A 26,371-nucleotide genomic window follows, 5' to 3' on the forward strand; every position below is an offset into this window, starting at 1 on the left:
AGTCTCCAGATATCACCCAGGATCGTCAGAAATCCCCTGGCATCGTAAACGATGCTAGGGGATTTTTTTACGTTCCAGATGCATTAAGTACGTCTCAGAGACTTTTTTTTATTTATCACGCGACCTATCTTCTCAAACAAGAAAACAGTGGCAGACAAGTTTCTGCCAGAAAGGAGCTATTCACAACATGTCAGAGGCAATACCGTCTTCAACATTAAAACTGTTAAGACTAAATCAAATCATTGGGGACCATAAACGTGGCATACAGCCCATCATTCCGGTATCAAAATCGACATGGTGGGAATGGGTCAAAGAAGGAAAGGCACCAAGTCCCATTCGACTTGGAAAACGTTCTGTTGCTTGGCGATCAGACGATATTAAAAACCTAATAAACAAACTCAGTATGAAGGAGGAATATAATGCTTAACGACGCACTTAACTATGCACGCCGAGGCCATCCTGTTTTTCCATGCGGAATCGACAAAAAACCGTTAGTGCAAAATGGGTTTCATGCTGCAACTACGGATGAAGAACAAATCCGATCTTGGTGGGAAAAGTGGCCAAATGCTTCCATAGGCATTCCGACAGGACCAGATATAGACGCATTTGTCTTGGATATAGACCTGCCCGACGGGCCCAATAGCCTCGCTACCCTTGAAGCCAAACACGGCCCGTTACCGTCCACGCTGGAGCAAACCACCGGGAGTGGTGGGTGTCAATTGTTCTTCAAGTGGCCGAAAGCTGGCCCCGGTGTGAGAAACAGTGTTGGCAAGCTCGGACTGGGGCTCGATATCAGAGGTGCCGGCGGCTATGTCATCGTGCCTCCATCCGGCCATCCATCGGGAGGACACTATACCTGGAAAAAAGGTCACGTCCGTCAACGTGGTGTAAATTCTGGTGTGCTTGAGGTGGCCCTCGGTCAGGCTGCTCTTGGTGGAATTTGGGCTGGCTGCGCCTCGTTTGGTTGGGTGTTGAGTTCGGCCATGGCCTCGACCTGCATGTAGCGGCTTTGCAGCTGCCACTCGTCGTTTTGCTCCAGTAAGATGGCCCCGATGAGCCGGATGATGGACTGTTCGTTGGGGAAGATGCCGACTACGTCCGCCCGCCGCTTCACTTCTTTATTGAGCCTTTCCAGCGGATTGGTGCTGTGCAGCTTGACCCGATGCTGCGCCGGGAAGGTCATGTAGGCCAGCACGTCGTGCTCGGTTTCGTCCATGAAGCTGGCGAGCCGTGGCCATTTTCCACGAAGCTGATCGGCGACATGCCGCCAGGTCTGGCTGGCGTTGGCCGCATCCGGCTGTAAAAAGGCCTGGCGCAGGGCGGCCGAGACCATGGCGTGCTGGGACTTGGGAACCCGGGCCAAGGCGTTTCGCATCCAGTGGACCCGGCAGCGTTGCCACGTGGCCCCGAACGTCTTGGCCATGGCGGCCTTGAGGCCTTCATGGGCGTCGGAGACGACAAGCCTCACGCCGCCAAGTCCCCGACGAAGAAGGCTTTTGAGGAAAAAAGACCAGAACGGCTCGGCCTCGCTGGGGCCGATGTGCAGTCCCACGATTTCTCTGCGGCCTTCGGTGTTCGCCGCCACGGCGATTATGGCGGCGACGCTGACCACCCGGCCGCCTTCGCGCTGCTTGAGGTAGGTTGCGTCCAGCCACAAATAGGGCCATTCGCCGGTCAGCGGCCGAGAAAGAAAGGCATGGACCCGTTCATCAATGTCCTTGCACAGCTTGGACACCTGGGACTTGGAGATGCCGGAAAGGCCCATGGCCTGGACCAGATCATCCACGCGCCGCGTGGAGATGCCGCCGATCCAGGCTTCCTGGATGACGGCCACCAAGGCGCGTTCGCTGGTCTTGCGTGGCTCCAGGAAGGGCGGAAAGTAGCTGCCCTGGCGCAGCTTGGGGATGCGCAGTTGCAAGGAGCCGATGCGGGTATCAAGGCTGCGGTCACGGTAGCCGTTGCGGTAGCTGACTCGCTCGGGGCTTCGCTCGTGGCGGCTGGCCCCGATGAGGCCGTCCACATCGGCTTCCATGAGAAGCTGCAGGACGGCTTCCGCCAGGGAGCGGAGAAAATCGCCGCCGTCGGCCTTTTGCATCAGCTCGATTAATGCCATGCTGTCCTCGGCCATCGTGGTCTCCTTTGGTTGCAGGTGCGGCGTCGTAACTTCACCTTACAGCCAATTGACCCGATGGCCACCTCGCCCATTCCGTCCGGGCCGGAGGCTCTCCCCCGGCCTGGACGACTTCAGAATTTACACCACCTCCGTGGACGCTACCGGAAAAAAAACAGCGCAAAGATTGCTGAGCCCCCAACGTGGCTACTTGAACTTATTGCTCCCAAACCGGAACCAGTAGCTAACCAAGGCCCGTTACAAACTAATTCGTCACAAGTCGAATCCCGCTACGACAAAGTAGACGCGGACCTTGCCCCGATTGTGGCGAGGTGTAGCTGGATGCGCCATTGTCGCGACCACGCGGACTCCCTTCCTGAACCGGAATGGTACGCCATGCTTTCAATCCTGTCACGATGTCAAAATGGATACAACATCGCGCACGAATGGAGTGCTGGCCACAAAAAGTACAATCCAACAGAGACTGACCTAAAGTTGCAACAGGCATTGGCCAAGGCTGGCCCTCGAACATGCGACGACATAAAGGCCAATTTTGGCAATACATATTGCCAAGGCTGTCCCGAGCGAGTCAAGTCCCCAATTGTGCTCGGCAGGGAAGAAATATTGCCGACTGGCTTTTTGGCCAAACCCGATGGCATATACTACCGCGTCGAGGACAGCCAAGGGAATGTCTCGTGGGATTGGGTCTGCTCTCCCCTGCGTGTCTTGGCCCTGACCAGAAATGGCGATGGCCGAGAATGGGGACGCCTCATTGTAGTTACCGACCCAGACGGGCGAACACATCAATGGGCCATGCCCATGGAACTGCTTGCAGGTTCCGGCGAAGAATGCCGTAGGGTGCTTCTCTCCATGGGATTGCGCATTGCACCAAACAAAGGCCCAGTCCGTTTAAATATGCTTCTTTCATCGTGCCGCCCCTTAGGCCGCGTACGCTGCGTAGACCGTATAGGATGGCACAATGGACAGTTCGTTCTTCCTGACGAGGCCTTCGGTCATGGTTACGGCGAGAGTGTCATCCTGCAATCCGAACAAATGGATAAGCGACTATCTGAGCCGAGGGATATCACCGCATTATAGTGAATCTGATGGGGTATTGGTCCTCAATCAAAAGTGTATCCGAGATAGACGTGTAGATTCATCGATGGGGCGTCGGCATAACCCAAAGAAAAGGTCCGTTGCCGGGAGGTTTGTTCAAAAAGGGGATGTGCTTGTCAACTCAACGGGAGTCGGTACCCTTGGTCGGGTAGCGCAGGTGATGTCACTTGAAGAGGATACAATCGTCGACTCTCATGTTACTATTGTAAGAGCAAACAATGCTCTTGTTTCATGGAACTATATCGGGATAAATCTTGCTGGACGCGAAGCTGAGATCGAAGCGCTTGGCGAAGGTAGCACAGGGCAAACAGAGTTATCGCGCGCCAGATTGGCTCAGTTAGACGTTTTACTGCCCTCCAGCGCATTAATCACTGCATTTGATCCCATTACTCTCCCTCTACGAGAAAGAGCAACCTTCAACGGACACGAATCCCGCACCCTCGCCCAAACCCGCGACTTGCTCCTTCCCAAGCTTATGTCCGGCGAAATCCGGGTCAAGGACGCCGAGAAAGCCGTGGAACGAGCCTTATAACTCCGTGAAGCCCTCCCCTGGCGAAGTGCCGGCTTGGCCTTCCCACCCGGCTTCGTTGGGCAAAAGAGTGATGAAAAGCCTCGCGATATAGGATACGGGTACCCTATGTTGCGCGCCCCGGTTCACCCCACGCTCTTGCGCTGGGCAAGACAACGAGCAGGCCTGGAGGTGGCCGATCTCCTGTTGCGCTTTCCGAAACTCGATGCGTGGGAGCAAGGCGAGGAACAGCCAACCCTTCGCCAGTTGGAACATTTCGCCCAGGCTGTGCATGTGCCTGTGGGCTACCTTTTTTTGCCCACCCCACCGGAAGAGCGTCTACCCATACCCGATTTTCGAACACCCGCTGGACAAAGCATCCTGCGGCCAAGCCCAAACTTGCTGGACACCATTCATGCCTGTCAAGAAAAACAAGCTTGGTATCGGGAATTCGCTCAGTACACCAAGCAGGCCGAGGTAGCGTTCGTCGGCAGCGCGACGGTCCATACGCCGCCCGAGGCTGTCGCGCTTCAAATGGGCCGCACGCTTAACTTTGACCTTGAAGACCGACGCACGTGCCGAAACTGGGAAGAATCCCTGCGGTATTTTTGTATCCACGCTGAACAGGCCGGCGTGCTGGTCATGGTGAATGGCGTGGTCGGAAACAATACCAAACGCAAGCTCGACCCGGAAGAATTCCGGGGATTCTCCCTGGCGGATCGGTTGGCTCCGCTGGTCTTCATTAATGGAAACGACACCAAAGCGGCCCGCATGTTCACCTTGGCTCATGAACTGGCCCACCTGTGGCTGGGGACCACCGCGCTTTCCGACATGGGTGCCGCACCGCGTCCAGGACAACGTATCGAAGAAGTCTGGTGCAACAAGGTCGCGGCGGAATATCTCGTTCCAGCAGAAACATTGGCCAGCGAATTCGATGCAAACGAACTGCTCGACGAAGCGTTGAAAAGGCTCGGTAACTTCTTCAAGGTGAGTTCCCTTGTCGTTCTTCGCCGTCTTCTTGACACGGGGAAAATAGACCGAAGCCGATTTGATGCCGCATGGGGGGCTGAGATTAGACGATTCCGAAAGGCACGTTCCGGTGGTGGTGATTTTTACAAAACGACCATGACGAGAACAAGCCGTCGGTTTGCGCGGGCTCTCGCGGAAAGCACTCTCGAAGGACAAACGCTGTATCGAGACGCATTCAGAATGCTTGGAATTAATAAGACAGAAATATTCATGAACATTGCTCGGGAGGTCGGTTTGCAATAATGCCCCACTACTTGCTCGACTCCAACACTTTTATTGAAGCGAAGAACCGGCATTATGGGTTTGATTTTTGTCCGGCTTTTTGGGAATGGTTAATTGTCAAGAATCGTGATGGGGTAGTGGGCAGCATCGAGCAGATCGGTGATGAATTGCAAGCTGGGCGCGACGAACTCGCCATCTGGGCGGCTGCGCGTGGCGACGATTTTTTCCTCAAGTCCGACGACGCGGTACTGCCGGCATTATCACGGGTGAGCACTTGGGCAACAAGCCAACAGTATGACTCCGCTGCCGTTGCGACATTCCTTCAGGTAGCTGACTACTGGTTGGTTGCCCACGCCCTTGCCCATGGTTTGATTGTCGTCACGCATGAAGTCCCTGTAAATTCTACTCGCAAGATCAAAATCCCCAATGCCTGTATGGGCCTGGGGCTACGCTGCGTCACCCCATACGAAATGCTCCGGCTGGAACGGGCACGCTTCGTCCTTGGCCCTGGTTCGAGGGCGCATTGATGGCTTTTATCTCCGAAGCGGATGTCGAGGCAGTCTTTCTCGCGACCCTGGACCGACTCGGGTACGCGACCGCCTCCGACAACCGGATCGGTCCCGACGGGCTCGTCCCGGAGCGCGAGGCGTACGCGGACGTCTTCCTCCAAAAACGCCTGGAGACCGCCGTCGAGGCCCTCAATCCCCACATCCCCCTCGAAGCCCGGCAGGACGCCATCCGGGCGCTCACTGCGACGGTGTTTCCTAACCTGACCGAGGAAAACCGCCGTATCCACCGCATGATGGTCGAAGGCGTGGACGTGGAGTTCCCCCGAGACGACGGCTCCATTGCCGGTGACAAGGTCCGCCTAATCGACTTTGACACCCCGGACAACAACGACTGGCTGGCCGTGAACCAGTTCACTGCCATCGAGGGCAGGTTCAACCGCCGCCCTGACGTGGTCATCTTCGTCAATGGCCTACCCATCGGCGTTGTCGAACTCAAGAACCCAGGCACCGAAGAGGCCGACCTGGAAGCCGCCTTCAACCAGCTCCAGACCTACAAGGCTCAGGTCCCGTCCCTGTTTCGCACCAACGGCGTCCTCGTCACATCCGATGGACTCCAGGCCCGCATCGGCTCGCTGACGGCCAACCAGGAAAGGTTCATGCCCTGGCGCACCACGAATGGGCAGGCTGTCGCGCACAAGGGGTTACCGGAACTTGGCGTCCTTATTGAGGGCGTCTTCGAGAAACGCCGCTTCCTAGACCTACTCCGGGATTTCACGGTCTTTGGGGATACCGGCTCGGGCATCGTAAAGATCATCGCCGGCTACCATCAGTACCATGCCGTGCGACATGCTGTGGCCCAAACCGTCCAGGCCGCCGCGCCGCAGGGTGACCGAAAAGTCGGCGTCATCTGGCATACCCAGGGATCGGGAAAAAGCTTGCTCATGGCCTTTTACGCCGGCCAACTAGTTCGACGAGCTGAACTCGAAAATCCGACACTTGTTGTCATCACCGACCGCAACGACCTGGATGACCAGCTCTTCAACACATTTTCCATGTGCCGGGACCTTATCCGACAAACGCCGATCCAAGCCAACAGCCGGGCGGATTTGCAACAAGCACTGCACCGGGCCGCAGGCGGCGTGATCTTCACGACCATTCAGAAATTTTCGCCAGAGAAAGGCGAGTCCGAATACCCGGTGCTCACGGATCGCCGCAACGTAGTGGTCATCGCCGACGAAGCGCACCGCAGCCAATACGGCTTCAAGGCCAGGGTTGCCCAGAAGACGGGCGAAATCGCCTACGGCTTTGCCAAATACCTCCGTGACGCGTTTCCGAACGCCTCCTTCATCGGTTTCACTGGGACGCCGATTGAAAAGGACGACGTGAACACCCCGGCGATTTTCGGAAACTACATCGACATCTATGACATCAGCCGCGCCGTCGAGGACGGGGCAACCGTGCCCCTTTACTATGAAAGCCGCTTGGCCCGGATCGAGCTTCCCCCAGAGGAGAAGCCGAGGATCGACGCCGAGATCGAAGAACTCACCGAGGACGATGCCGTCACGGAGCAAGAGGCCCTGAAACGAAAGTGGGCCACGGTTGAAGCCCTGGTGGGGGCAGATAAACGCCTCAAGCTGGTGGCCCGGGACCTTGTCCGGCATTTCGAAGATCGGGTGGCGGCCATGGACGGCAAGGCCATGGTGGTCTGCATGAGCCGTCGTATCTGCGTCGCCCTCTACAATGAGATAAGAACCCTACGCCCGGAATGGCACAGTGACGATGACAATGCCGGTGCGGTCAAGATCGTCATGACCGGCTCTGCCTCCGATCCGGCCGACTGGCAGCCGCATATTGGCAACAAGGCACGCCGGGAACTCCTGTCCAAGCGGGCCAAGGACCCTAACGACCCGCTCAAGCTGGTGATCGTCCGGGATATGTGGTTGACCGGCTTCGATGCCCCGTCCATGCACACCATGTACGTGGACAAACCCATGAAGGGCCATGGCCTCATGCAGGCCATCGCCCGCGTCAACAGAGTCTTCCGGGACAAGCCAGCCGGGCTCATCGTCGACTACATCGGCATTGGCCAGAACCTCAAAAACGCCCTGGGACAGTATTCCGCCTCGGACAGGCGGCAGGCGGGCATCGACGAAGCCGAAGCCGTCGCCATCATGGTGGAAAAATACGAGATCGTGACGGCGATGTTCCACGGCTTCGACTACCGCCGTGGACTCGCCGGCACAGCCCATGAGCGTCTCCAGGTCATGGCCGAGGCCCTCAACTGGATTTTAGAACGGCAGCACGAGGCCGCCGCGAAGGAGACATCAAACGAGGCCAAGAAGCAGGCCCACAGACGGTTCCAGGACGCGGTGCTGGCCCTTTCTAAGGCGTTTGCCCTGGCAGCGGCCAGTGATGCGGCAAGGGACATCCGAGATGAGGTGGCCTTCTTCCAGACCGTTCGGGCCGCATTGACCAAAACGGGGAACGGAGCTGGGGGGAGGACCTCAACTGAGCGTGAATTCGCGGTGCAGCAAATTATCGACCGGGCAGTAGCCTCGACCGAGATCGTGGACATCCTCGCCGCTGCCGGCTTGGCGACCCCTGATATCTCCATCTTGTCCGAAGAATTTTTGGCTGACGTCCAGAAGATGGAGAAGAAAAATCTTGCCTTGGAGGCGCTCAAAAAGCTCCTCAACGATGAGATACGATCCCGGAGCCAGACCAATGTGGTGGAAATCAAAAAATTCTCGGAACGTCTTGAGCAAGCTATTGCCAGGTACCATACCAACGCCGTCAGTACCGTCGAGGTCATCCAGGAGCTGATTAATCTCGCCAAGGATATCCGTGACGCCCGACGGCGCGGAGAGGAAAGCGGGCTGTCCGAGGACGAAATTGCCTTCTATGATGCCCTGGCCGAGAACCAAAGCGCTGTTGAAGTGATGGGTGACGCTTCATTGCGTGTCATAGCACACGAGCTACTCACTAGCTTAAAAGGAAGCATCACAGTCGATTGGGCACATCGGGAAAGCGCTCGGGCCAGGATGCGTATTCTTGTGAAACGGATTTTGCGGAAACATGGCTATCCGCCTGACCTTCAAGACACAGCTATTCAAACAGTACTCCAGCAAGCAGAAGCATTGTCTGCGCAATGGGCAGCTTAGACAATAAAATCATAGCGCAACGAAAAGTATTTAACCTCAGAAACTAATCGCAGACCACAACCAATGTGCCCCATATGACTCAAGGATAATGAGAATTGATGTTACGTACTTCTGCAAATAAAAAATAATTTTCCGACACTAAAAAAATACTTGTTCGTTTATTTTGATTTCTTACCACTGGCAGATTATTTCAAAAACAATGGAGCAGAACACCTGCGATATTTTATATCTCACTTCACGTAAAAACACAGCCACAAAGAGGTTCGCAACTACTCGCTTTACTTGACAACTCCAGCACTCATCCGTTTAGTTGCACATAGTTGCCGAGCGGGATGAAAGGTGAGAAGCAATGCATCAAATTAGTTTTAACGAAACCGCGCTGGGGGCAACTTTGGGGGCAGCCAGAAGTTTCATATTTAAAAAAGTCATAAATAAAAGAATGATGCCGCATTAATGTGACGGACTCTCCCCCGATAGACTCTAAAAAAATCAAGACAATCCGTACAGCAACCAGGGCAAAGTCGGCCGGTTGCGTCCATTGCACGCCGTTGGCATCCGGCGAGCGGGTCGGTGGCCCTTGGCGGCGAACACGGGTGGATGACACGGAAATCCTGACGCCGCGCCGGCCAAAAGGGCCTTGTCGCGTGTGCAGCAGCAAAGGGGCGGCCTGCTTCCCTGGGGAAGGTGGGCCGCCTTTCCCTTGCCGGGGCAAGGCCATTGCCTCTGGTCGCAGATGCCGCCCCGGGGCGTCCCGCCGTCCATGAAACGCTCGAAATCGAAACGGCTGGGCCGGCTGTCGCCAGGTCGGCTGGCGACATGGCGGCGCGGGTCGCGAGGGGCCGGCAGCCGGTTACGAATTCGGGCAATAGGGCGGCAGCGACCCGCCGCCCGTGCTCGCGCTGTTGCAGTTGGCGACGTTCGTCTGGCAGTCGGCGTAGGTGTACACGGTCGTGCCGTCCGTGACCGGATACGTCGTGCAGTAATAGATGGCTTGGCTGAGCATGGACGGGTTCGGGCTGGTCAGGGTTTCCTTGATCAGCGCGTAGCGGTTGATGCCCTGCTGCTGGCAGAGGAATAGGGACGCGTAATGCGTGACGCCGGAGGGCGTGGAGGCATCGACCGGCACGCAGGCGTTCGTGCCGGCGCCGGTGTCATACCACCAGGTGTTGGACTGGGAGTAGGGCGCGCCGCCCTGGGGACACAGGGTGAGGATGGTTTTGACGCCCTGGGTGCAGTTGATGTTTCCGGACGCGTCGTCGTATTGCCATGTATAGGCCGCGGTATAGCCCATTTCCTTGAGCCGCTTGACGTAATTCGTCAGGGGAATGGAGTGGGTGTAGTCGCCCCGCATGCCCTTGTACGCCTGGGGGCCACCGCAGCCGGGAGAGACGCAACTCGAGGACGTCAGGGCCTGGCCCATCGTCCCGACGGAGCCGTACCAGTCGAAGGTGTTGATGGGGTTGTCGCTGCTGGTCAGGGCGTTGGGCTGGCTGGGATTGCCGATCCCCGGCGTGCTGAGCCAGGACAGGGGCGCGGCGCAGACCTTGTTGTAGCTGGTCGGTCCGTCGGTTCCCGTGGACAGCAGGGAGAAGCCGGACTGCATGACGCTGTAGGTATTGGCATACGTCGTCTGGTCGGCTGCGGTCATGTCCATGGTCGTGGCGTCCTCGCCGGGGCAGCTGGCCAGATCCAGCATATGGGCGTCGATGCCGGAAAGGGCCTTGCCGCTGGCATTGCAATTGTATCCGGTGCTGTCGACCAAGGCCAACTGGAACGGAATGGCGTAGTAGTTGACAGCGCTCAAGTCGAACCAGTCAACGGCCGTCAATGGCGTGTCGTTTACCGGGTTCTTGTTGCAGTTCTCCCTGTTGGTGATGGCGGCGCTGCAACCGAAGGTGGGTTCGTAGGCCGGGACGGCGCTGAAAAACGTCGTGAACGGCACGCCGCCGATTTTGCAGGTATCCCAGGAAGAGCCGGCCGTGGGCGTACAGCCCAGCATGAAGTACATGATTCCGGAGCTGGCCCCTTTTTCGGGGATGCGAAACGTCTTTTGGGCGTCGGCCGCCCCCTGGCCACCGAGCTTGAATCGATAGAACATGTCGCCGCTGCTCGTGGCTTCGTTGGTATAAATCTTTTGTGCGCCCTGGCCCATCAAGAAGTCCCACTGTCTATTGTCGGTGACCTTCCACAGGAGCTCGACATTGTCCGTGCAATTATTGACGACCGTGAGGCGGGGAACACAGTTGGGGCAATTGCTGAGAATCTCGGGAATGAATTCGAGCAGGTCGCTACTCTGCCCAGAGCACTCGGCGGTCACCGCGAAGAAGACGGCCAACAGCAACACGATACATTGTCTTGTCCGGATCATGATCCACTCCATTGAGGTGAATTGCAGTACCCGTTCACAGTATTACTGATCATCTCGGTCGGCCGTGATTCGGCCCCGTCAAGGGGAGCCGGAAGCCTGCCATTTTTCTCACGGTTCCCCTGTGCAACACACCTTTTCGGCGAAAAAAACGTCTCAGCGCGGTGCTGCATGGGCCTGTTTCTCGTCTGCTTTTTTAAAGATAGTATATCGTGTGTCACGGAAACAAGAACATGTCAACGCATCCATGGGCGCCTGCTCAGGAGGGGTGTTCCTGTGCAGCGGACGGCTTGTCCGTTGGATCCGCGCGCGGCTTTCGTCCTTACGCAACAGCAGGCCTTGATCGAGAGGTTTTTTTTTGTTAGCGAAGACTATGAAAGGAGTGAAAGGTTCTGCCCCTGGCAAGGCCAGGCAACGCATGCCGCCGGAACGAATCGCATTGCCTTGCCGTTGTTCCGGCAAAGGAGCCGCCGATGCCCCCTGACGCCCGTTTCGACGCCCGATCCCAAAAACGGGCTCGCAAACTCGAAGCCGCGCACGCCATCGCCAAGGGAAAATTCCTTGCCCCCGATGCAGTGACCCCACTCCTCGAAGCCGTCATCGCCCCGACGGATACGGTCATCATCGAGGGCGATAACCAGAAGCAAGCGGACTTTCTCGCCAAATGCCTCCTCGGGGTGGACCCGGCCAAGGTGCATCACCTGCACATGTGCCAGTCCTCCATCATCTTGCCCGAACATCTGGACCTCTTCGAGCGCGGCATCGCCAGCCGTATCGATTTCGCCTATGCCGGGCCTCAGGGTGAGCGCCTCTTCCGTATGCTCGCCGACAAGAAGCTCGTCATCGGCGACATCCACACCTACGTCGAGCTCTATACCCGCTACTTCGCCGATCTGCTGCCCGACGTCTGCCTGCTCGTGGCCGAGAAGGCCGACAAGGCCGGCAACGTCTACACGGGGTTCAGCACCGAAGAGACGCCGGCGCTCATCGAGGCCACGGCGTTCAAGGGCGGCATCGTGGTGGTCCAGGTCAACGAGGTCGTGGACGCCCTGACCCGGGTGGACATCCCGGCCGACTGGGTGGATTTCATCGTCCAAAGCCCCAGGCCCTTTTACATCGAGCCCCTTTTCACCAAGGACCCCGGGCAAATGACCGAGTTGCAGGTGCTCATGGCCATGATGGCGCTGAGGGCCATCTACGCCAAATACCTGCCGCGCACCGTCAACCACGGCGTGGGCTTCAACACCGCCGCCATCGAGCTGCTGTTCCCCACCTACGGCCTGGAGCTGGGGCTCAAGGGCAAGGCCTGCACCCACTGGGCGCTCAATCCCCACCCGACCATGATCCCGGCCGTGGAATCGGGCTTCGTCGAAACCATCTACCCCGTGGGCGGCGAGGTCGGCATGGAGGCCTACGTCAATTCCAAGCCCGACATCTTCCCCATCGGCTTCGACGGCACCATGCGCTCCAACCGCTTTTTCAGCCAGATGTGCGGCCACTACGCCGCGGACATGTTCATCGGCTCCACCCTGCAGATCGACATCCAGGGCAACAGCTCGACGGTCACCTCGGGCCGGCTGGTGGGCTACGGCGGCGCGCCCAACTTCGGCTGCGACGCCCGGGGCCGGCGCTACGCCAGCCCGGCCTGGCTGGCCGCCGGCAAGGAGGCCTACGCCGGCGCCCCCATGCCCAGGGGGCGCAAGCTCGTGGTCCAGATCGTGGAAACCTACCACGGCCGCATGCAGCCGACCTTCGTGGAAAAGCTCGATGCCTGGGAATTCGCCCAGCAGGGCTTTTTCGCCAACCCGCCGGTCATGATCTACGGCGACGACGTCAGCCACATCGTCACCGAGGAGGGCGTGGCCAACCTGCTGCTGTGCCGCACACCCCAGGAACGCGAACAGGCCATCCGGGGCGTGGCCGGCTACACGCCCGTGGGCCTTGCCCGCGACCGGGCCATGGTCGATGCCCTGCGCGAGCGCGGGGCCGTGGCCTGGCCCGAAGACCTCGGCATCAAGGAAAGCCAGGCCAGCCGCGACCTGCTCGCCGCCAAGAGCATCAAGGACCTGGTGGACTGGTCGGGCGGCCTGTACGACCCGCCCAGCCGTTTCCGCAATTGGTAGGCGCCGGGAGCAAGGGGAGCGACATGGAACATCTCGAATACGAACTGCCGGGCCGCCCGGGCACGACGCCCGCCAGGGATTGGGCCCTGGTCGGCGTGGTGACCTCGAGCAACCTGGAGGTGCTGGTGGAAAAGGCTGCCCTGGGCGGCAAGTGCCGTTTCGTGGTCGACACGTCGGCCAAGGGGTTCGGCCCGATCTGGCAGGCGGTGATCGAGGACTTCCTGGCCAAGCACCCGGCCGGGGACCTTCTTTTTTCCATCCACGACAACGGGGCTCCCCCGGCCGTGGTCGCCCTGCGCCTGGCCCAGGCCCTGGACGCCATGGACGGGTAGTGTCGCGTTCCCGGAATTCGTGCCCACGGATTTCGACGAGTATCATTTGCAAGCAGTGTTTCCGTAAAAATATCTCCATATTTTTACGCAACGCCACGGGAGGCACAGGCGCGGCATGTTCACACCGAGAAAAAGCTGGTTCGAGGCCTCGGCCCGCCATCGTCTGGACGGGTTGGTCGATCCGGGCACCTTTCGCGAATTCGCCGGGCCCGGGCAGCGCCTGCAAAGCCCCACGCTTGCGGCCTTCGACCTGCCCACGGCCTTCGACGACGGCGCCGTGGTCGGCGTGGCCCGGGTGGCCGGCCATGACGTGGCCGTGGCCGCCCAGGAAGGGAAATTCATGGGCGGCGCGTTCGGCGAGGTCCACGCCGCCAAGGTCACGGGCCTGTTGCGCCGGGCCTTGACCAGGCGCCCCAAGGCCGTGGTGCTGCTGCTGGACTCCGGCGGCGTGCGGCTCCAGGAAGCCAATGCCGGCGAGATCGGGGCCACGGAGATCATCCGGGGGGTGCTCGACGCGCGCGCCGCCGGCATCCCGGTCTACGGGCTCATCGGCGGCTCCTGCGGCTGTTTCGGCGGGGCCGGCATCCTGGCCGGCTGCCTGGACGCCCTCGTCGTCTCCGAGCAGGGCCGCATCGGCGTGTCCGGCCCCGAGGTCATCGAGACCACCATGGGCGTGGAGGCCTTCGACTCCCGCGATCGGGCCCTCGTGTGGCGCACCACCGGCGGCAAGAACCGCTATCTGTGCGGCATGGCCGAAACCCTGGTCCCGGACGACCTGCCGGCCTTCCGCCAGGCCCTGGTCGATCTGCTGGAGGGCGGCTTCACCCGGCCCCTGGAAACGGCACCGACCGAACAAAAGGCCCTGGAGGCGCGCCTGGCCGCCTACGGCCAGGCCGGCGACGCCGTGGACATCTGGCGGGCCATGGGTTTGCCCGAGCCGGAGCGCATCCCGGAAATTTCCGTCGCGGCCCTGTGCGGGCTGGCCGCCAAACTCCCCGGAGGCAGGCGATGAAGCTCAACGAGGCCACAGCGGCCCTTTTCCCCGGCGGAGCCTCCCTTGAGCGCGCCGGCAACGTCGTGTTCGGCCAGGCCGCCGTGGCCCAAACCCCGGTGGCCATCCTCGGCACCACCGACGCCACCTTCATCGGCCTGGAGGAAATCCTGGAGCTTGGCCGGCGCCTGATCGACATCATGGACAAGACCCCCGGCCGCCCGGTCATCATGCTGGCCGACAACAACGGCCAGCGCATGGCCCTGCGCGAGGAACTCCTCGCCCTGCCGCAATACATCGGCCATCTGGTCGGCCTGACCGCCCTGGCCCGGCACAAGGGGCATGCGCTGCTGGCCGTGCTCTACGGCAACGCCATTGCCGGCGGGTTCATCGCCTGGGGGCTGTGCGCCGACCGCGTCTACGCCCTGGCCGACGCCAACTGCTCGGTCATGAGCCTGCCGGCCATGGCCCGCGTCACCCACATCCCCCAGGAAAAGCTCACGGAAATGGCCAAGTCCCTGCCCGTGTTCGCCCCCGGGCTGGAGCCCTTTTTCCGCATGGGCGGCATCCACGAGATCTGGGGCGCGGACCAGGCCGCCTGCCTGGCCAAGGCCCTGGCCGCACACGGCACGGACGACAATCGGGCCGGGCTGGGGCGGCAGCGAAACGGCCGCACCATGGCCCAGGCCGTCCTGGAGGCCGTGGCCACGGCCCCGTGACCCCGGCCACGCCCCCGACGCGGCACGCCATCGTCCGGCCGGGGCCGGGCGCCCTCGATGATGGGGCGTTGCGCCTGGAAGGGGCCGGCGGCCCGGTGGCGGATTACGTGCGGGCCTGGGTCGGGGCCGGCCGCCCCCTGATCGTGCGCCGGCCGTGCCTCGATGCGGCGGGCAGGCTGTGCTGCGGGCTGCCCACGCCGCCGGCCGACGGCAAGCTGCGGCTTTCCCTGACACTGCCCCTGGCGGCCGTGGCCGGCCTCGAACCGCCGCCGCTGCTTGCCGACTGCCTGGGCGCGGCTCCGGCCGCCTGGCGGGAGGGGCTTGGGGCGCTGGTGGCCGAGGCCCGGGCGGGCGGGTTCGCGCCGTTTCGGGCCGTGGGCAGCCTGGCCTGGCAGCATTTGACCGGGCTGGCCTATCTGGGGCCGGATTCCGACGTCGATCTGGTGGTTCCCATCGACCGGCGCGAGGCCCTGACCCGCCTGGCCGGGTTGCTTCGCGCCCATCAAACCCGCCATTGCCCGCGCCTGGACGCCGAAGTCCGCCTGCCCGGGGGGGCGTCGTTTTCCTGGAGGGAATATGCCGGCTTGCCGCGAAAGCTCCTGGTCAAGACCGACACCGAGGTGTTTCTGGCCGATCACCAGGCCCTGGTCGGCGCCCTGCCGGCCTGAGGCCGGGCCGGGCCGGGCCGAGGTCACGGGAACGGCCCGCGCCGCCCTGTTTATGGAGCTGGCCGTCTACCCCAAGCCGGGGCTGGTCAGTTTCGTGGACAGCGGCAGCCACCGCGACATGGACGCGGCCACGTTCCTGGCTTCCCTGGACGTGGTGGCCCCGGCCGTGGGGCGCATCCGCCGGGCGGCCGCCGCCGGCGCGGGCCTGGCCGACCTGCGCCGCATCGGGCTTCGGGCCGAGGCGCGGATGCTCGCGGCAACCGGCGGGGTCAACACCCACAAGGGCGCGATCTTCATCCTCGGGCTCCTGGCCGCCGCCCATGCCGCCCTGGCCCCGGCCGGCGGCCCAGTCGCGGCCACGGCCCTGTGCGGCCAGGTCGCAAAAGCCTTCGGCCCAGCCCTGCTCGCCTCCTATCCCGCCGTGCCGACGACGCACGGCGAGCGCCTGCACACGTCCCACGGCATCGGCGGCGTGCGCCGGGAGGCGGCCTTGGGCTTTCCCTGCCTGGTCGCCCACGGCCTGCCCGCCTTGCGCGCGGCGCTGGCCGCCGGGGTCGATGCGGTCACGGCCGGGGTGCAGGCCCACTTCGCCCTTCTGGCCCACATCGAGGACACGACCCTGCTGCGCCGGGGCGGTCTGGCCGGCCAGGACTTCGCCCGAACCCGGGCGCGGGAATTCCTGGCCGCGGGCGGCGTGCTGGCACCGGGCTGGAAAGGGCGGGCCCGGGCGCTGCACCAGGTGTTCGTGGCCCGAAACCTGAGTGCCGGCGGCGCGGCCGATCTGCTGGCGGCCACGTATTTCTGCCACTTTCTGGAGGAGGCCCCATGAGCGGTCTGGCCATCCTGTGCAGCGGCCAGGGCGAACAGCGCCCGGACATGCTCGACCGGTACGCCGGCGACCCGCGCGCCGACGCCTTGCTGGCCCACTGCCGGCCCTCCCTGCCCCAGGCGGCCAGGGACTGGTTGGAGCGGCCCGATGCGGCCGGCCTTTTCACCGACGCCGTGGCCCAGCCGCTTTTGTGCCTGGCCCAGATGCTGGCCATGGCCGTTTTGGGCGAGGATTTGCCCGAGCCCAGCCTTTTCGCCGGCTATTCCCTGGGCGAGCTGGCCAGTTACGGCGCGGCCGGGGTGTTTGCGCCCGAAACGCTGCTCGGTCTGGCCGGCAAGCGGGCTGCCTGCATGGATGCGGCGGCCACGGTCCCGTCCGGGCTTTCGGCCGTGCTCGGGCTGCCGGAAAAGGCCGTGGCCGGCCTTTGCGCCGCGCATGGCGGCCATGTGGCCATTGTCGACGGCCCGGAGCATGTGATCGTTGGCGCGGCCCTGGCCGACCTGCCGGGGCTGGAGCAGGGGCTGGCCCAGGCCGGGGCCACGCGCCTGGTGCGGCTGCGGGTGCCCCTGGCCTCGCACACGCCCCTTCTGGCCGGGGCGAGCCGGTGTTTCGGCGCGGTGCTGGACACCCTTGCCTTCCGCCTGCCCGGGGCGGCCATTCTCTCGGGCGTGACCGCCAGCCCGGTGTGGAACCCTGCCGAGGCCAAAAAGGCGCTGGCTGACCAGCTCGAGCGGACCGTGCGCTTTGGCGACGCCATCGAGGCGGCCGTGGCGCGCGGGTGCGGCGTCTTTCTGGAATTGGGGCCGGGGGCGAGCCTGAGCCACATGGTTCTGGAACGGCATCCCGAGGCCCAGGCCCGAAGCCTCGACGATTTCAAGGACCCGCGCCGGGCGGTCGATTGGCTGCGCCGGGTCATGGTCTGACCGCACCACGGGCAAAGTGGCGCGGTCAAGCCATCAGGGGCGTTGAACCGACGCTCCCGAGCGCGGCAGCCTGTTGTGGCCGGCCGAACGGCCTTCGGCCTCGAGTTCCCGGGTCAGTTCGGCCAGGTTCCGGGCCTGGCGGGCCAGGCCGTCCACGGCGTCGGAGGCCTCGCCCATGGCCTTCGCCGTGGTGGCGGCGATGCTGTTGACGTCCTCGATGGAACGGTTGATCTCTTCGCTGGTGGCGGACTGTTGCTGCGCCGCCGAGGCGATGGAGCGGACCTGGTCCGAGGCGTTGTCCACCAGGCCCACGATTTCCGACAGCGCCTGCCCGGCCTGTCCGGCCAGGCCGCTGGCCTCCTCCACGGAGCCGGCCGCCTGTTCCACGCCGGTGACATTGCGCTGGGTGCCCCGCTGGATGCCGGTGATGGCCTCGCCCACTTCCTTGGTGGCGGTCATGGTCTTTTCCGCCAGTTTGCGCACCTCGTCGGCGACCACGGCGAAGCCGCGCCCGGCCTCGCCGGCCCGGGCCGCCTCGATGGCCGCGTTTAAGGCCAGCAGGTTGGTCTGGTCGGCGATGTCCGAAATGACGTTCATGACGCGGCCGATGTCCTGGGCCTGGGCGCCGAGGCGGCCCATGTCGTCCTTGAGCGCCTGGGCCTGGCCGCGGATCCGGCCGATGCTGTCCACCAGGCGGCCGACCACGCCTGCGCCGGCATTGGCCTTGTCCCGGGCCGCCTCGGTGGTGGTGGCGGCGTTGGAGGCGTTTTTGGCCACTTCCAGCACCGTGGCGTTCATTTCCTCCATGGCCGTGGCCGTTTCGGCCATGCGCCGGGACTGGTGTTCCGAACCCTGACTCGATTCCGCGATCTGGTTGGACAGGCGCGACGAGGCGCCGGAGAGGGCCTGGACCACGTCGCCCAGGCGCTCGGCCGCCTGGAGCAGGCCCGCCGCCGTGGCCGCCTCGGCCTTGGCCATGGCCGCCTCGGCTTGCTGCCGCGAGGCCTCGGCCGCCCGGGCCTTGTCGTCGCTCTCCCGGGTCTTGGCTTCGATGGCCGTCATGTTGGCCCGCAGCGTGGCGACCATGGTGTTGAGCGCGCCCTGCATGCGGGCGGCCTCGTCCTTGCCCGCGGCATCGAGGCTCACGTCCAGGTCGCCGCCGGCGCAGCGCGCGGCCGCCTCGGTGGCCTGGCGGATGGGCCGGGTGATGCTGGCGATGATGCGCAGGCAAAGGCCGATGAGCACCACGAGCCCGAGGCCGATGCCGGTGAGGATGCCCGTGAGCAGGCTGTGGACGCGGGACAGGCTGTCGGCGCGGATGGTGGCCTTTTCCCGTTCGACGTTGTCGATGTAGACGCCTGTGCCGAGCCACATGCTCGTTCCCGGGATCATGGTGGCATAGGCGAGCTTGGGCTGGTCGCCCTGGCCGGGCTTGGGGAAGACGTATTCCACGAAGCCGCCGCCGGCCGTGGCCTGGCGCAGCAGTTCGCGCACGTAAGAGACCCCGTTTTTGTCTTTCGCCCCGTCGAGGTCCTTGCCTTGCCGTTCCTTGGCGATGGGCAGGGCGACGTTGACCGTGTTTTCGTAGACGAAATAGTAGCCGGACTTGTCTTCTTCGAAGCGGAAGGTGTCGACCATCTTGCGGATCAGCGCGATGCGCCCGGCCGGATCGGGGATGTCCTTGACCGCCTCGCCGATGGCGCTGGCCAGGGCGTTGGAGGCCACGATCAGCTTGTCCTTCTGGCCGCGCAGCAAAATGTCCTGTGCGGCCCGGGTGTTGTGATCCAGGATTTTTTCCAGGCCGAAGTAGAAGGTGGCGACGACGCCGAAGATAAACACGGTGAACAAACCGAGCAGCAACACGAATCGCCAGGTGATGGAAATTTGCCGCAGCCAAGGAGTCACTCCAGCGGAATGCGTACTTCCGGCCGACATACAACCTCCTGTATCGGGATACAATTCCAGAGGCGCTCTGCGAAAGGTATTTTAAGAAAAAAATTACGCTCTCCAGTTTGAGAACGCAAGAGACGAAACGGTATGCGGGGAAAGGTTTTTCTTGGACGTTGTTTAAGCCAGCCGCAGGGTTGCAGTAGCCGATGCGCTTCGCGCTAGGTGTTGCAGGGATTCAATTCTTGTGTGCTTGGTGAGCGAGGCGAAAACTATTGATAGTTATCGAAGCGCATACGCATCTCGGACAGGATCGTAGGCAACGGCAATGGAATGCTTGGGTGGGAAGAAAGTAAGAGGGCAGTGCGCTGCAATGTGAGGCCATCGACGCGCCTGGCGTTATGGGGCGATCCCGCTTGCGGTCCGGGCCTCGCCGGCAGGTCGCTGGGCGATGGCCGCAGGGCGGCCGGTGGGGCCGGCCGCACAAGACAAACAAACAGGCGGCCGGCCTTGCGGAAACCGGTATCGTGGCGACCGGTTCAGTCCTCGCCCCAGGCCTTGCGGCTGCGCGCGATCTTCTGGCGGACCCGGCCCCAGGTCTCGGTGGTCAGAAACGAATCGCGCCACCGTGTCACGAACAGGTCGTAGAGGGCGCGCGGCACGGTGAAGGTCATCTCGTCGGGGCGCATCCACTTGCGGGCCGAGGGGTCGCCGCAGCCAAGCACCGCCCGCAGCCGGCCCTTGGCCAGGTAATACAGCGGCCAGCTCACCAGAAAGCCGCACCCGGCGCCAAAAGGCGCCGCCACCGCCTCCACGTCGTCCGTGACGAAGGCGGCCAGGTTGGCCAGGCCCGTGAGCACCTCGCCCCGGGCGAAGAAGGTGACGAGTTCCGGCGGATTCCCTTGGGTGGCCTGGGACAGGGGCTCCATGACGCAAAAGCGTTGGGGGGCCGGCCGGGGCGGGATGTCGGTGAAAAACCGCCTGGCCGAGGCCGGCGAGGGCAGATAGCGTTCGCCGGCAACCGGCGTGCCCGGGATGCCCGTGGACACGTAGCAGGTGATGAAATCGAGCTGCGGGGCGTGGAAGCCCAGGTAGAAGGAACCGCCGGGGCAGCCGTAGCGGGCGGCCTCGAAAAAGGCCGCCGTCCGTTTCTTGCGGGCCAGCCACAGCTTGCCCATCACGCAGGAAAACTTCTCCCAGACTTCGGGCCAGGGGATCTCCCCGGCTTTTTCCCGCTCCAGGGACAGGGCCGGGCCGGGATCGGGCGAAAGGCCCTCGGCCGGCGCCTCGGCGGCATAGCGGATGCCGTAGGGCTCCTCGGACAGGCCCAGGGCTTCGTGCAGGGCCAGGGCGTCATCGGTCGCAAACGGCGACAGGGGCATGGCGGGCCTCCTCCCGGCCGGGCCGGGCGTGTCGGGGGTGGGTGGCGCGGACGCGACGGAAAGTCCGGAAGCTGGCGTCAAGGAACGTGGCGAGCGGCGGCCTCCCGTGTGCCAAGGGTTGCCCGGCCGGTTGCCTCTTGTCAATGCGGCCCGCGATGCGCCCCGGGCCGCGCCCGCCAGGCCTGCCCTTGACACGGGCCGTTTTTCCGTCACCATGGAGCCATGACCCGAGGAGGTGGGCCATGAACCGCTGGGGCATGGGCACGATGCTGTATCGCGGGACGATCCTGTACGCCTTGTTGGCGATCCTCTACGACACGATCCTTATCGGGCATTTCTGCGACCGGCTCGTCCCCGAGCGGCTGGCCCTGGCCGTGGGCGGAACGCTCGTCCTGCTGGGGCTTGTCCTGTACACCCTGGGCGTGTTCGCGGTCTACGCCGCCGTGGACGCCCGGCAACTGGCCACGCGCGGCGTCTACGGCGTGCTGCGCCACCCGCTCTACGCCGCCTGGGTCTGGTGCCTCGTGCCGGGCTTCGCCCTCCTGCAGGGCACGCCGCTGACCCTCGGCGCGCCGGTCGTGGCCGCGATCCTCTACCGGCTGTGCATTCCCCACGAGGAGGCCGAGTTGAGGCGGGTGTTCGGCCAGGCCTACGACCGCTATCGGGAACGCGTGGGTGGCATCGTGCCGCGTTGGTGCCGGCCCTGAGCCGGCCGCCGTTCCACGGATGATAGAAAAAGCAGGCAACAAGGGGGCCTTTTGATGGAACCGCGCCGCCCCCGGCCGCGCCTGGTTGACGCCCTGGGCTTCGAGCGGGCCCTGGCCGACGGCCACGAGGCGGTCTGCCTGCCCGGCGGCCGGGACTGGCTGCTGCTCGGCCTGGGGCCGGACCCCCGGGGGCTGGCCGGACGGCTGCCGGCCGAGGCGTCCGTCCGGTACCTGGAGTGCCCGGCGTTCATCGACCAGGCCGGCGCCGACTGGCGGGCGGCCATTCCGCCCACCTGGCGGCGGGTGGAGTCCTTCGATGCGCTGGAAGGCGTCAATATCCTGGCCTACCGCCAGGCCCTGGAGCTTTTCCCCGACTTCTGGGCGCCGGTCATGGCCGGGCTGCTCCTGCCGCGCCCGGCCGAGGCCTTGGCCGGGACGGTCCTTGTGCCCGACGTCCCGGGCAGCCTCCTCTATCCGGCCCTGGCCCGGGCCTTTGCCCTGGAGGGCCTGGCCGTGCGGGCCGTTTCCCGGGAGGGGCTGCTGGATTGCCTGGAGCGGGAGCGGCCGCGGCTGTTTTTTTCCGTCAACTTCCAGGGCCTGGACCGCTTCGGCCAGGTCCAGGCCCTGCTGGCCCGGGCCGGCGTACCCGTGGCCGCCTGGTGCGTGGACAATCCCTTCCACGTGCTGTCGGGCGTGCGCACGCCGGCCTGGCGCGACCTGCGGCTGTTCGTCACGGACGACTGGTTTGTCGGGCCGCTGCGCGCCCACGGGGCCAGGTGGGTGGAGCATTTGCCCCTGGCCGCGGACGCGGTGTTTTTCGAGGCCCGCCCGGACCGGCCCGAATTGGCCGAAAGCCTGCTGTTCGTCGGCCACAGCGCCTTTGCGGACAAGGGCCGGTTTTTCGCCGGCCTGCGCCCGGACCCGGCCTTGTGGGCCGAGGCCCTGGCCATGCTCGGCCGCGGGCAGCGCCCCGATTACGGCTGGTGGGCGCACCGGTTGGGTGTCGCGGCGTTGTGGCCGGGCAAGGCGGCCCGGCGGGTGGGCATCGGGGCCGAGGAGGCGGGGCTTTCCTGGCGGCGGTTGGTCATCGCCGAGGCGGCCCGCTTTGGCCGGCTGGCCGTGTGCGGCGACGCGGCCTGGCGGGAATACGCTGGCCCGGCCGTGACCTACCTGCCGCCGGTGCCCTACGGAACGGCCCTGGCCGGCCTGTACGCCTCGGCCCGGGCCGTGGTCGGGGCGGTGAGCCCCCTGTTGCCGCGCGGGCTCACCCAGCGCCATTTCGATGTCTGGGCGGCCGGCGGCTGCCTGCTGACCGACGCCACGTCGGGGCTGTCGCTTTTCCCCGAGGAACTGACCCGGCCGGTCACCTACGCCCGGGCCCGGGACATCGCCCGTCTGGCCCGCGAGGTGCAAGGCGACCGGCCAGGCCTCGTCGCCGCCTGGAGGGAGTGCATCGCCACGCGGCACACCTACCGGCACCGGGTCCGACGCGTCCTGGAATCGCTTGACGGCGCGGCGGCCTGACCTAGGCCTCTTCGCCCAGAAAGGCCTGGCTGATATCCTCGATATGGACCATGGAGGCGGCCGTCACGTCGGGCAGCCGGTCGGGGGGCAAGCCCACGGCGCCCCAGGCGGCCTGGGACATGGGCGGGGCGAAGATTTCGCCGCTGCTGCCGATGCCGAGCGCCCCGGTGATGGCGTCGGCCACGTGGATCGTGGCCGGCATGGTCATGGACAGGTGGGCCAGGCCGCCGTGGTGGTGGCGCACGGCCTTTTCCAGGCTTTCGGGGAACCGCCACTTGCGCAGGAGCATGCCGGCCAGGGTGGCGTGGTCGAAGCCGAAGACCCGGCGCTCGGCCTCGCGCAGCAGGATGCGCTCCCGGCGGGCGGCGGCCAGGACATGGGCGGCGTGGCGGGGCACGTTGCGGTAGAGCACCAGCCGGCCCACGTCGTGGAGCAGCCCGGCCACGAACAGCCGTTCCACCTCGCCGCCGGCCTGCGGGTCGGCCAGGGTCGAGGCGAACACGCCGCAGCCGATGCTGTGCTTCCAAAACGAGCGCATGTCCACCAGCCCCCCGGGCAGGTCCCTAAACAGGGCGATGACGGAAATGCCCAGGGCCAGGGTGGTGAGCTGGCGGCTGCCCACGATGGTCACGGCCCGGGACAGGGTGTCGACCTTGACCGGAAAGCCGTAGAAGGCGCTGTTGACGAGTTTCAAGAGTTTCGTGGACAGGCTCGTGTCCTTGCCGATGGCCTCGGCCGCCTCCTTGGCCGTGCTGTGGGCGTCGTTTAAGACTTCGTTGATGCGCACGAACACGTCGGGCAGGGAGGTGAGCTTGGGGTCGGCCTCGATCAGCGCCATGGGGCCGGGCGGCGGCGTGTCCGGCACGGGCGGCAGGGCCGCTTCGGGAATGGGTCCGGGCAGGGTCAGGGCGGCCGGCCCCCGGCGCGCCAGCAGCGGCGCGGCCCGGCCCACGGCCAGGTCGATCAGGGTGGCCATGGCCGGAAAGGTCGGGTCCACATGGGCGAAGCGGGGTTGCAAGGCCTCCCGGGCGGCTTCGATGTCCCCGGGCGTGAACCCCGGTTCGGGCCGTGGCGCTTCGGGCAGGTTTTCCGGGGCCGGCGCATCGGCGAACACCACGGCCGCGTCGACGTTCCAGACCGGGAAGAGCTGCAGGTGGCGTTGCGTCAACACGACGCCTTCAGGCAAAAGCAGGGCGCCGTCGCGGCGGCACAAGGGCTCGGCCAGCCGCATTCCTGCGGTAACTTGTGAATAAGGCAGGCGTTTTTTCATATCGTGATCCCGGGAACGCACGGGCAACCGGCGGTATCCTGAAAATAAGCATTACACGAGGCAGTCAAGGAAATCGAGGAAAATCACCAGGCAAAGGTGTTTCATGACAGGGGCCGTACAAATTCTAATGCAATGTCCGTGCCTTGGTCTTGGGGCGCGTGCGGCACGCGGCACTGTACATTTCCTTGGCCACGGCTAGGATGCCCGCCGGGAGTTTGCCGCATGCCGCAACACACACTTGCCCTGGTTGTCAGCCTCGACGTGGAAGAAGAGGGGCTTTTTTCCGGCGCCTACCCGCGAAGCGGCGCCGGCCTGACCAACATCCCGCTGTTGCGCCGCCTGGCCTTCCTGCCCCGGGAGTTCGGCCTGCCGCTGACCTATCTGTGCGACTATCCGGTGCTGACCCACGCCCCGAGCCTGGGGGTGCTGGAAGGCCTGCTGGCGGCGGACGGTGGGGAACTCGGCGCCCACCTGCACCCCTGGAACACGCCGCCCTTTCCGGACATGCCCTGGCCCGAACCCGTGTCCACGGCCGTGATGCCCCTCGATGCCTTCCGGGCCAAGCTGGAGGCCCTCCAGGAGGCCGTGGCGGCCTTTGCGGGCCGGCGGGCCGTGTCGTTTCGCATGGGCCGGTGGAACCTCTTCAAGCGGGCCATGGCCGTGTTGCCCGAGGCGGGCTTCGTCGTGGATTCGAGCGTGGCGCCGCTGCGCCACGTGCCCGGCGGCCCGGACCACTTTCTGGCCCCGGCCGATCCCTACTGGCTGCGCCCGGCCGGTGCCGGGGGCGCCAGGCTCCTGGAAGCGCCCACCACCCAGGTGCCGCTGGTCCCCGGCTCGGCCGCGGCTGTGGCGGCCCTGGCCGGCCGGTTGCCGGCCAAGGCCCGCGACGCGGTGCTTTCCGCCTTCATGCGGACCCTGGTCCTCGGCGTCAATCCGGTCTGGATGCCTGAAGCCACCATGCGCCTGGCCGTGCGGGCCCATGTCCGCCGGGGCGGGCGGGTGGTGACGCTTTTCTGGCATTCCTCGGAGTTGTTGCCCGGGGCCAGCCCGCATTTTCCGGACCAGGCGGCGGTGGAGGCGTTCCTGAAAAAGGTCCGCCGCTTTGCCGGCTGGCTGCGGCGGACCTATGACGTGGCGGGGGTGACCCTGGGAGAGCTGGCCGGGCCGGCGTTTAATTGGCCGGATCGCAGCTCGGCGTCTCGTCGGCGTAGTACTCGGGATTGGGGCTAGACAGGCCGCGGCCGTTTCCGTCGAAGATGGCGTACTGCTTGCGGCCCCATTTCTGGAGGCGGAACTGCAGCGAGGTCTGGAGCACGCCGATGCCGTAGGTGCAGCTGCGGCGGAAGTTGATGGACGAGGCTTCCTCGAAGTACTTCGTCGGGCAGGACACCTCGCCGATGCGGTAGCCGAAGTAGATGGTCTGGGCCAGCATCTGGTTGTCGAAGACGAAGTCGTCGGAATTTTCCCAAAGCGGCAGGGCTTCGAGCACCTCGCGGGAAAAGGCCCGGTAGCCGGTGTGGTATTCCGACAGCTTGGCCCCGAGCAGCAGGTTCTGGCTGGCGGTGAGGAAGCGGTTGGACACGTACTTGTACAGGGGCATGCCGCCGCGCAGGGCCGTGCCGCCGAGGATGCGCGAGGCGATCACCGCGTCGTACTCGCCGCAGGTCACCAGGTTGGCCATGGCCGGGATGATCTTCGGCGTGTACTGGTAGTCGGGGTGGACCATGATGACCACGTCGGCGCCGGTTTTTAAGGCCTCGGCGTAGCAGGTCTTCTGGTTGCGGCCGTAGCCCCAGTTGCGGTGGTGGCGAAAACAGCGAAGGCCCAGCCGTTGCGCCTGTTCGATGGTGTTGTCCCGGCTGCAGTCGTCGACGAGGATGACCTCGTCCACGATGTCCTTGGGCACTTCGGCATAGGTCCGTTCGAGGGTGGAGGCCGCGTTGTAGGCAGGCATGACCACCACCACTTTTTTTCCGTGCATCATGGGCGTGTTGCT

The 26,371-nt window shown here is 64.1% G+C and carries 24 protein-coding genes; 17 read left to right on the top strand and 7 right to left on the bottom strand.

Features of this window, described 5'->3' with window-relative positions:
• Positions 1-187: 187 nt before the first annotated feature.
• Both ACP59X_RS02175 and ACP59X_RS02180 read left to right on the top strand, forming a co-directional pair.
• Positions 188-427: a helix-turn-helix transcriptional regulator gene (locus ACP59X_RS02175; protein WP_428564410.1), complete on the top strand. Its 240-nt coding sequence runs from the start codon at positions 188-190 to the stop codon at positions 425-427.
• The gene (locus tag ACP59X_RS02180) at positions 420-1,004 is read left to right on the top strand and encodes a bifunctional DNA primase/polymerase (RefSeq protein ID WP_428564413.1); all 585 of its coding nucleotides are present in this window, start codon (positions 420-422) and stop codon (positions 1,002-1,004) included. Before ACP59X_RS02175 ends, ACP59X_RS02180 begins: the two co-directional genes overlap by 8 nt.
• Here the strand turns inward: ACP59X_RS02180 and ACP59X_RS02185 are convergent.
• On the bottom strand, positions 920-2,128 hold the full coding sequence (locus tag ACP59X_RS02185) for an IS256 family transposase (RefSeq protein ID WP_428558936.1): 1,209 nt from the start codon (positions 2,126-2,128) through the stop codon (positions 920-922). The two genes, ACP59X_RS02180 and ACP59X_RS02185, sit on opposite strands and share 85 nt — an antisense overlap.
• Positions 2,129-2,506: 378 nt before the next feature.
• Here ACP59X_RS02185 and ACP59X_RS02190 point away from each other — a divergent pair, with 378 nt between their 5' ends.
• The 5 genes from ACP59X_RS02190 to ACP59X_RS02210 all read left to right on the top strand — a co-directional run bounded on the left by ACP59X_RS02190 (position 2,507) and on the right by ACP59X_RS02210 (position 8,655).
• Complete coding sequence (locus ACP59X_RS02190; RefSeq protein ID WP_428564416.1) at positions 2,507-3,208, top strand: DUF927 domain-containing protein; 702 nt, start codon at positions 2,507-2,509, stop codon at positions 3,206-3,208.
• Complete coding sequence (locus ACP59X_RS02195) at positions 3,090-3,758, top strand: restriction endonuclease subunit S (RefSeq protein WP_428570027.1); 669 nt, start codon at positions 3,090-3,092, stop codon at positions 3,756-3,758. Before ACP59X_RS02190 ends, ACP59X_RS02195 begins: the two co-directional genes overlap by 119 nt.
• 168 nt (positions 3,759-3,926) lie before the next feature.
• Positions 3,927-5,006: an ImmA/IrrE family metallo-endopeptidase gene (locus ACP59X_RS02200; RefSeq protein ID WP_428564419.1), complete on the top strand. Its 1,080-nt coding sequence runs from the start codon at positions 3,927-3,929 to the stop codon at positions 5,004-5,006.
• On the top strand, positions 5,006-5,512 hold the full coding sequence (locus ACP59X_RS02205; RefSeq protein ID WP_428564422.1) for a DUF4411 family protein: 507 nt from the start codon (positions 5,006-5,008) through the stop codon (positions 5,510-5,512). The genes ACP59X_RS02200 and ACP59X_RS02205 overlap by 1 nt, the downstream gene beginning before the upstream one ends.
• Complete coding sequence (locus ACP59X_RS02210; RefSeq protein WP_428564425.1) at positions 5,512-8,655, top strand: type I restriction endonuclease subunit R; 3,144 nt, start codon at positions 5,512-5,514, stop codon at positions 8,653-8,655. The genes ACP59X_RS02205 and ACP59X_RS02210 overlap by 1 nt, the downstream gene beginning before the upstream one ends.
• A gap of 298 nt (positions 8,656-8,953) precedes the next feature.
• On the opposite strand, the gene ACP59X_RS02215 is transcribed toward ACP59X_RS02210, so the two are convergent.
• Both ACP59X_RS02215 and ACP59X_RS02220 read right to left on the bottom strand, forming a co-directional pair.
• A complete protein-coding gene (locus ACP59X_RS02215) occupies positions 8,954-9,313 on the bottom strand; it encodes a hypothetical protein (RefSeq protein WP_428564428.1) in 360 nt (119 codons plus the stop codon).
• Between the two features lie 192 nt (positions 9,314-9,505).
• Positions 9,506-11,023, bottom strand: a complete 1,518-nt coding sequence (locus ACP59X_RS02220; RefSeq protein WP_428564431.1) for a hypothetical protein — start codon at positions 11,021-11,023, stop codon at positions 9,506-9,508.
• 470 nt (positions 11,024-11,493) lie between these two features.
• Here ACP59X_RS02220 and mdcA point away from each other — a divergent pair, with 470 nt between their 5' ends.
• The 7 genes from mdcA to ACP59X_RS02255 all read left to right on the top strand — a co-directional run bounded on the left by mdcA (position 11,494) and on the right by ACP59X_RS02255 (position 17,605).
• The gene (gene mdcA, locus ACP59X_RS02225; protein WP_428564434.1) at positions 11,494-13,143 is read left to right on the top strand and encodes a malonate decarboxylase subunit alpha; all 1,650 of its coding nucleotides are present in this window, start codon (positions 11,494-11,496) and stop codon (positions 13,141-13,143) included.
• A gap of 23 nt (positions 13,144-13,166) precedes the next feature.
• The gene (mdcC, locus tag ACP59X_RS02230; protein WP_428564437.1) at positions 13,167-13,475 is read left to right on the top strand and encodes a malonate decarboxylase acyl carrier protein; all 309 of its coding nucleotides are present in this window, start codon (positions 13,167-13,169) and stop codon (positions 13,473-13,475) included.
• 115 nt (positions 13,476-13,590) lie between these two features.
• Positions 13,591-14,487, top strand: a complete 897-nt coding sequence (locus ACP59X_RS02235) for a biotin-independent malonate decarboxylase subunit beta (protein ID WP_428564440.1) — start codon at positions 13,591-13,593, stop codon at positions 14,485-14,487.
• Positions 14,484-15,185: a biotin-independent malonate decarboxylase subunit gamma gene (locus ACP59X_RS02240; RefSeq protein WP_428564443.1), complete on the top strand. Its 702-nt coding sequence runs from the start codon at positions 14,484-14,486 to the stop codon at positions 15,183-15,185. Before ACP59X_RS02235 ends, ACP59X_RS02240 begins: the two co-directional genes overlap by 4 nt.
• Positions 15,182-15,853, top strand: coding sequence for a malonate decarboxylase holo-[acyl-carrier-protein] synthase (gene mdcG / locus ACP59X_RS02245; RefSeq protein ID WP_428564446.1), 672 nt, complete (start codon positions 15,182-15,184; stop codon positions 15,851-15,853). The genes ACP59X_RS02240 and mdcG overlap by 4 nt, the downstream gene beginning before the upstream one ends.
• Positions 15,762-16,682, top strand: a complete 921-nt coding sequence (locus tag ACP59X_RS02250) for a triphosphoribosyl-dephospho-CoA synthase (RefSeq protein ID WP_428564449.1) — start codon at positions 15,762-15,764, stop codon at positions 16,680-16,682. The genes mdcG and ACP59X_RS02250 overlap by 92 nt, the downstream gene beginning before the upstream one ends.
• Positions 16,679-17,605, top strand: a complete 927-nt coding sequence (locus ACP59X_RS02255; protein ID WP_428564452.1) for an acyltransferase domain-containing protein — start codon at positions 16,679-16,681, stop codon at positions 17,603-17,605. The genes ACP59X_RS02250 and ACP59X_RS02255 overlap by 4 nt, the downstream gene beginning before the upstream one ends.
• Before the next feature lie 33 nt (positions 17,606-17,638).
• Here the strand turns inward: ACP59X_RS02255 and ACP59X_RS02260 are convergent, their stop codons facing one another.
• Positions 17,639-19,540: a methyl-accepting chemotaxis protein gene (locus tag ACP59X_RS02260; protein ID WP_428564455.1), complete on the bottom strand. Its 1,902-nt coding sequence runs from the start codon at positions 19,538-19,540 to the stop codon at positions 17,639-17,641.
• Between the two features lie 491 nt (positions 19,541-20,031).
• A complete protein-coding gene (locus ACP59X_RS02265; RefSeq protein WP_428564458.1) occupies positions 20,032-20,874 on the bottom strand; it encodes a DUF169 domain-containing protein in 843 nt (280 codons plus the stop codon).
• A gap of 242 nt (positions 20,875-21,116) precedes the next feature.
• Here ACP59X_RS02265 and ACP59X_RS02270 point away from each other — a divergent pair, with 242 nt between their 5' ends.
• A complete protein-coding gene (locus tag ACP59X_RS02270) occupies positions 21,117-21,581 on the top strand; it encodes a methyltransferase family protein (protein WP_428564461.1) in 465 nt (154 codons plus the stop codon).
• A 54-nt stretch (positions 21,582-21,635) separates the two neighbouring features.
• On the top strand, positions 21,636-23,105 hold the full coding sequence (locus tag ACP59X_RS02275; protein WP_428564464.1) for a glycosyltransferase family protein: 1,470 nt from the start codon (positions 21,636-21,638) through the stop codon (positions 23,103-23,105).
• Between the two features lies 1 nt (position 23,106).
• Here the strand turns inward: ACP59X_RS02275 and ACP59X_RS02280 are convergent, their stop codons facing one another.
• Entirely contained in the window at positions 23,107-24,336 is a 1,230-nt protein-coding gene (locus ACP59X_RS02280) for an HDOD domain-containing protein (protein WP_428564467.1), read from the bottom strand.
• A 261-nt stretch (positions 24,337-24,597) separates the two neighbouring features.
• On the opposite strand from ACP59X_RS02280, the gene ACP59X_RS02285 reads away from it, so the two are divergent.
• Positions 24,598-25,605, top strand: a complete 1,008-nt coding sequence (locus tag ACP59X_RS02285; protein ID WP_428564470.1) for a polysaccharide deacetylase family protein — start codon at positions 24,598-24,600, stop codon at positions 25,603-25,605.
• On the opposite strand, the gene ACP59X_RS02290 is transcribed toward ACP59X_RS02285, so the two are convergent.
• A complete protein-coding gene (locus ACP59X_RS02290) occupies positions 25,547-26,359 on the bottom strand; it encodes a glycosyltransferase family 2 protein (RefSeq protein ID WP_428564473.1) in 813 nt (270 codons plus the stop codon). The two genes, ACP59X_RS02285 and ACP59X_RS02290, sit on opposite strands and share 59 nt — an antisense overlap.
• Positions 26,360-26,371 lie beyond the last annotated feature (12 nt).

The organism is Solidesulfovibrio sp. DCME (assembly GCF_049995385.1).
Lineage (GTDB): Bacteria > Desulfobacterota > Desulfovibrionia > Desulfovibrionales > Desulfovibrionaceae > Solidesulfovibrio.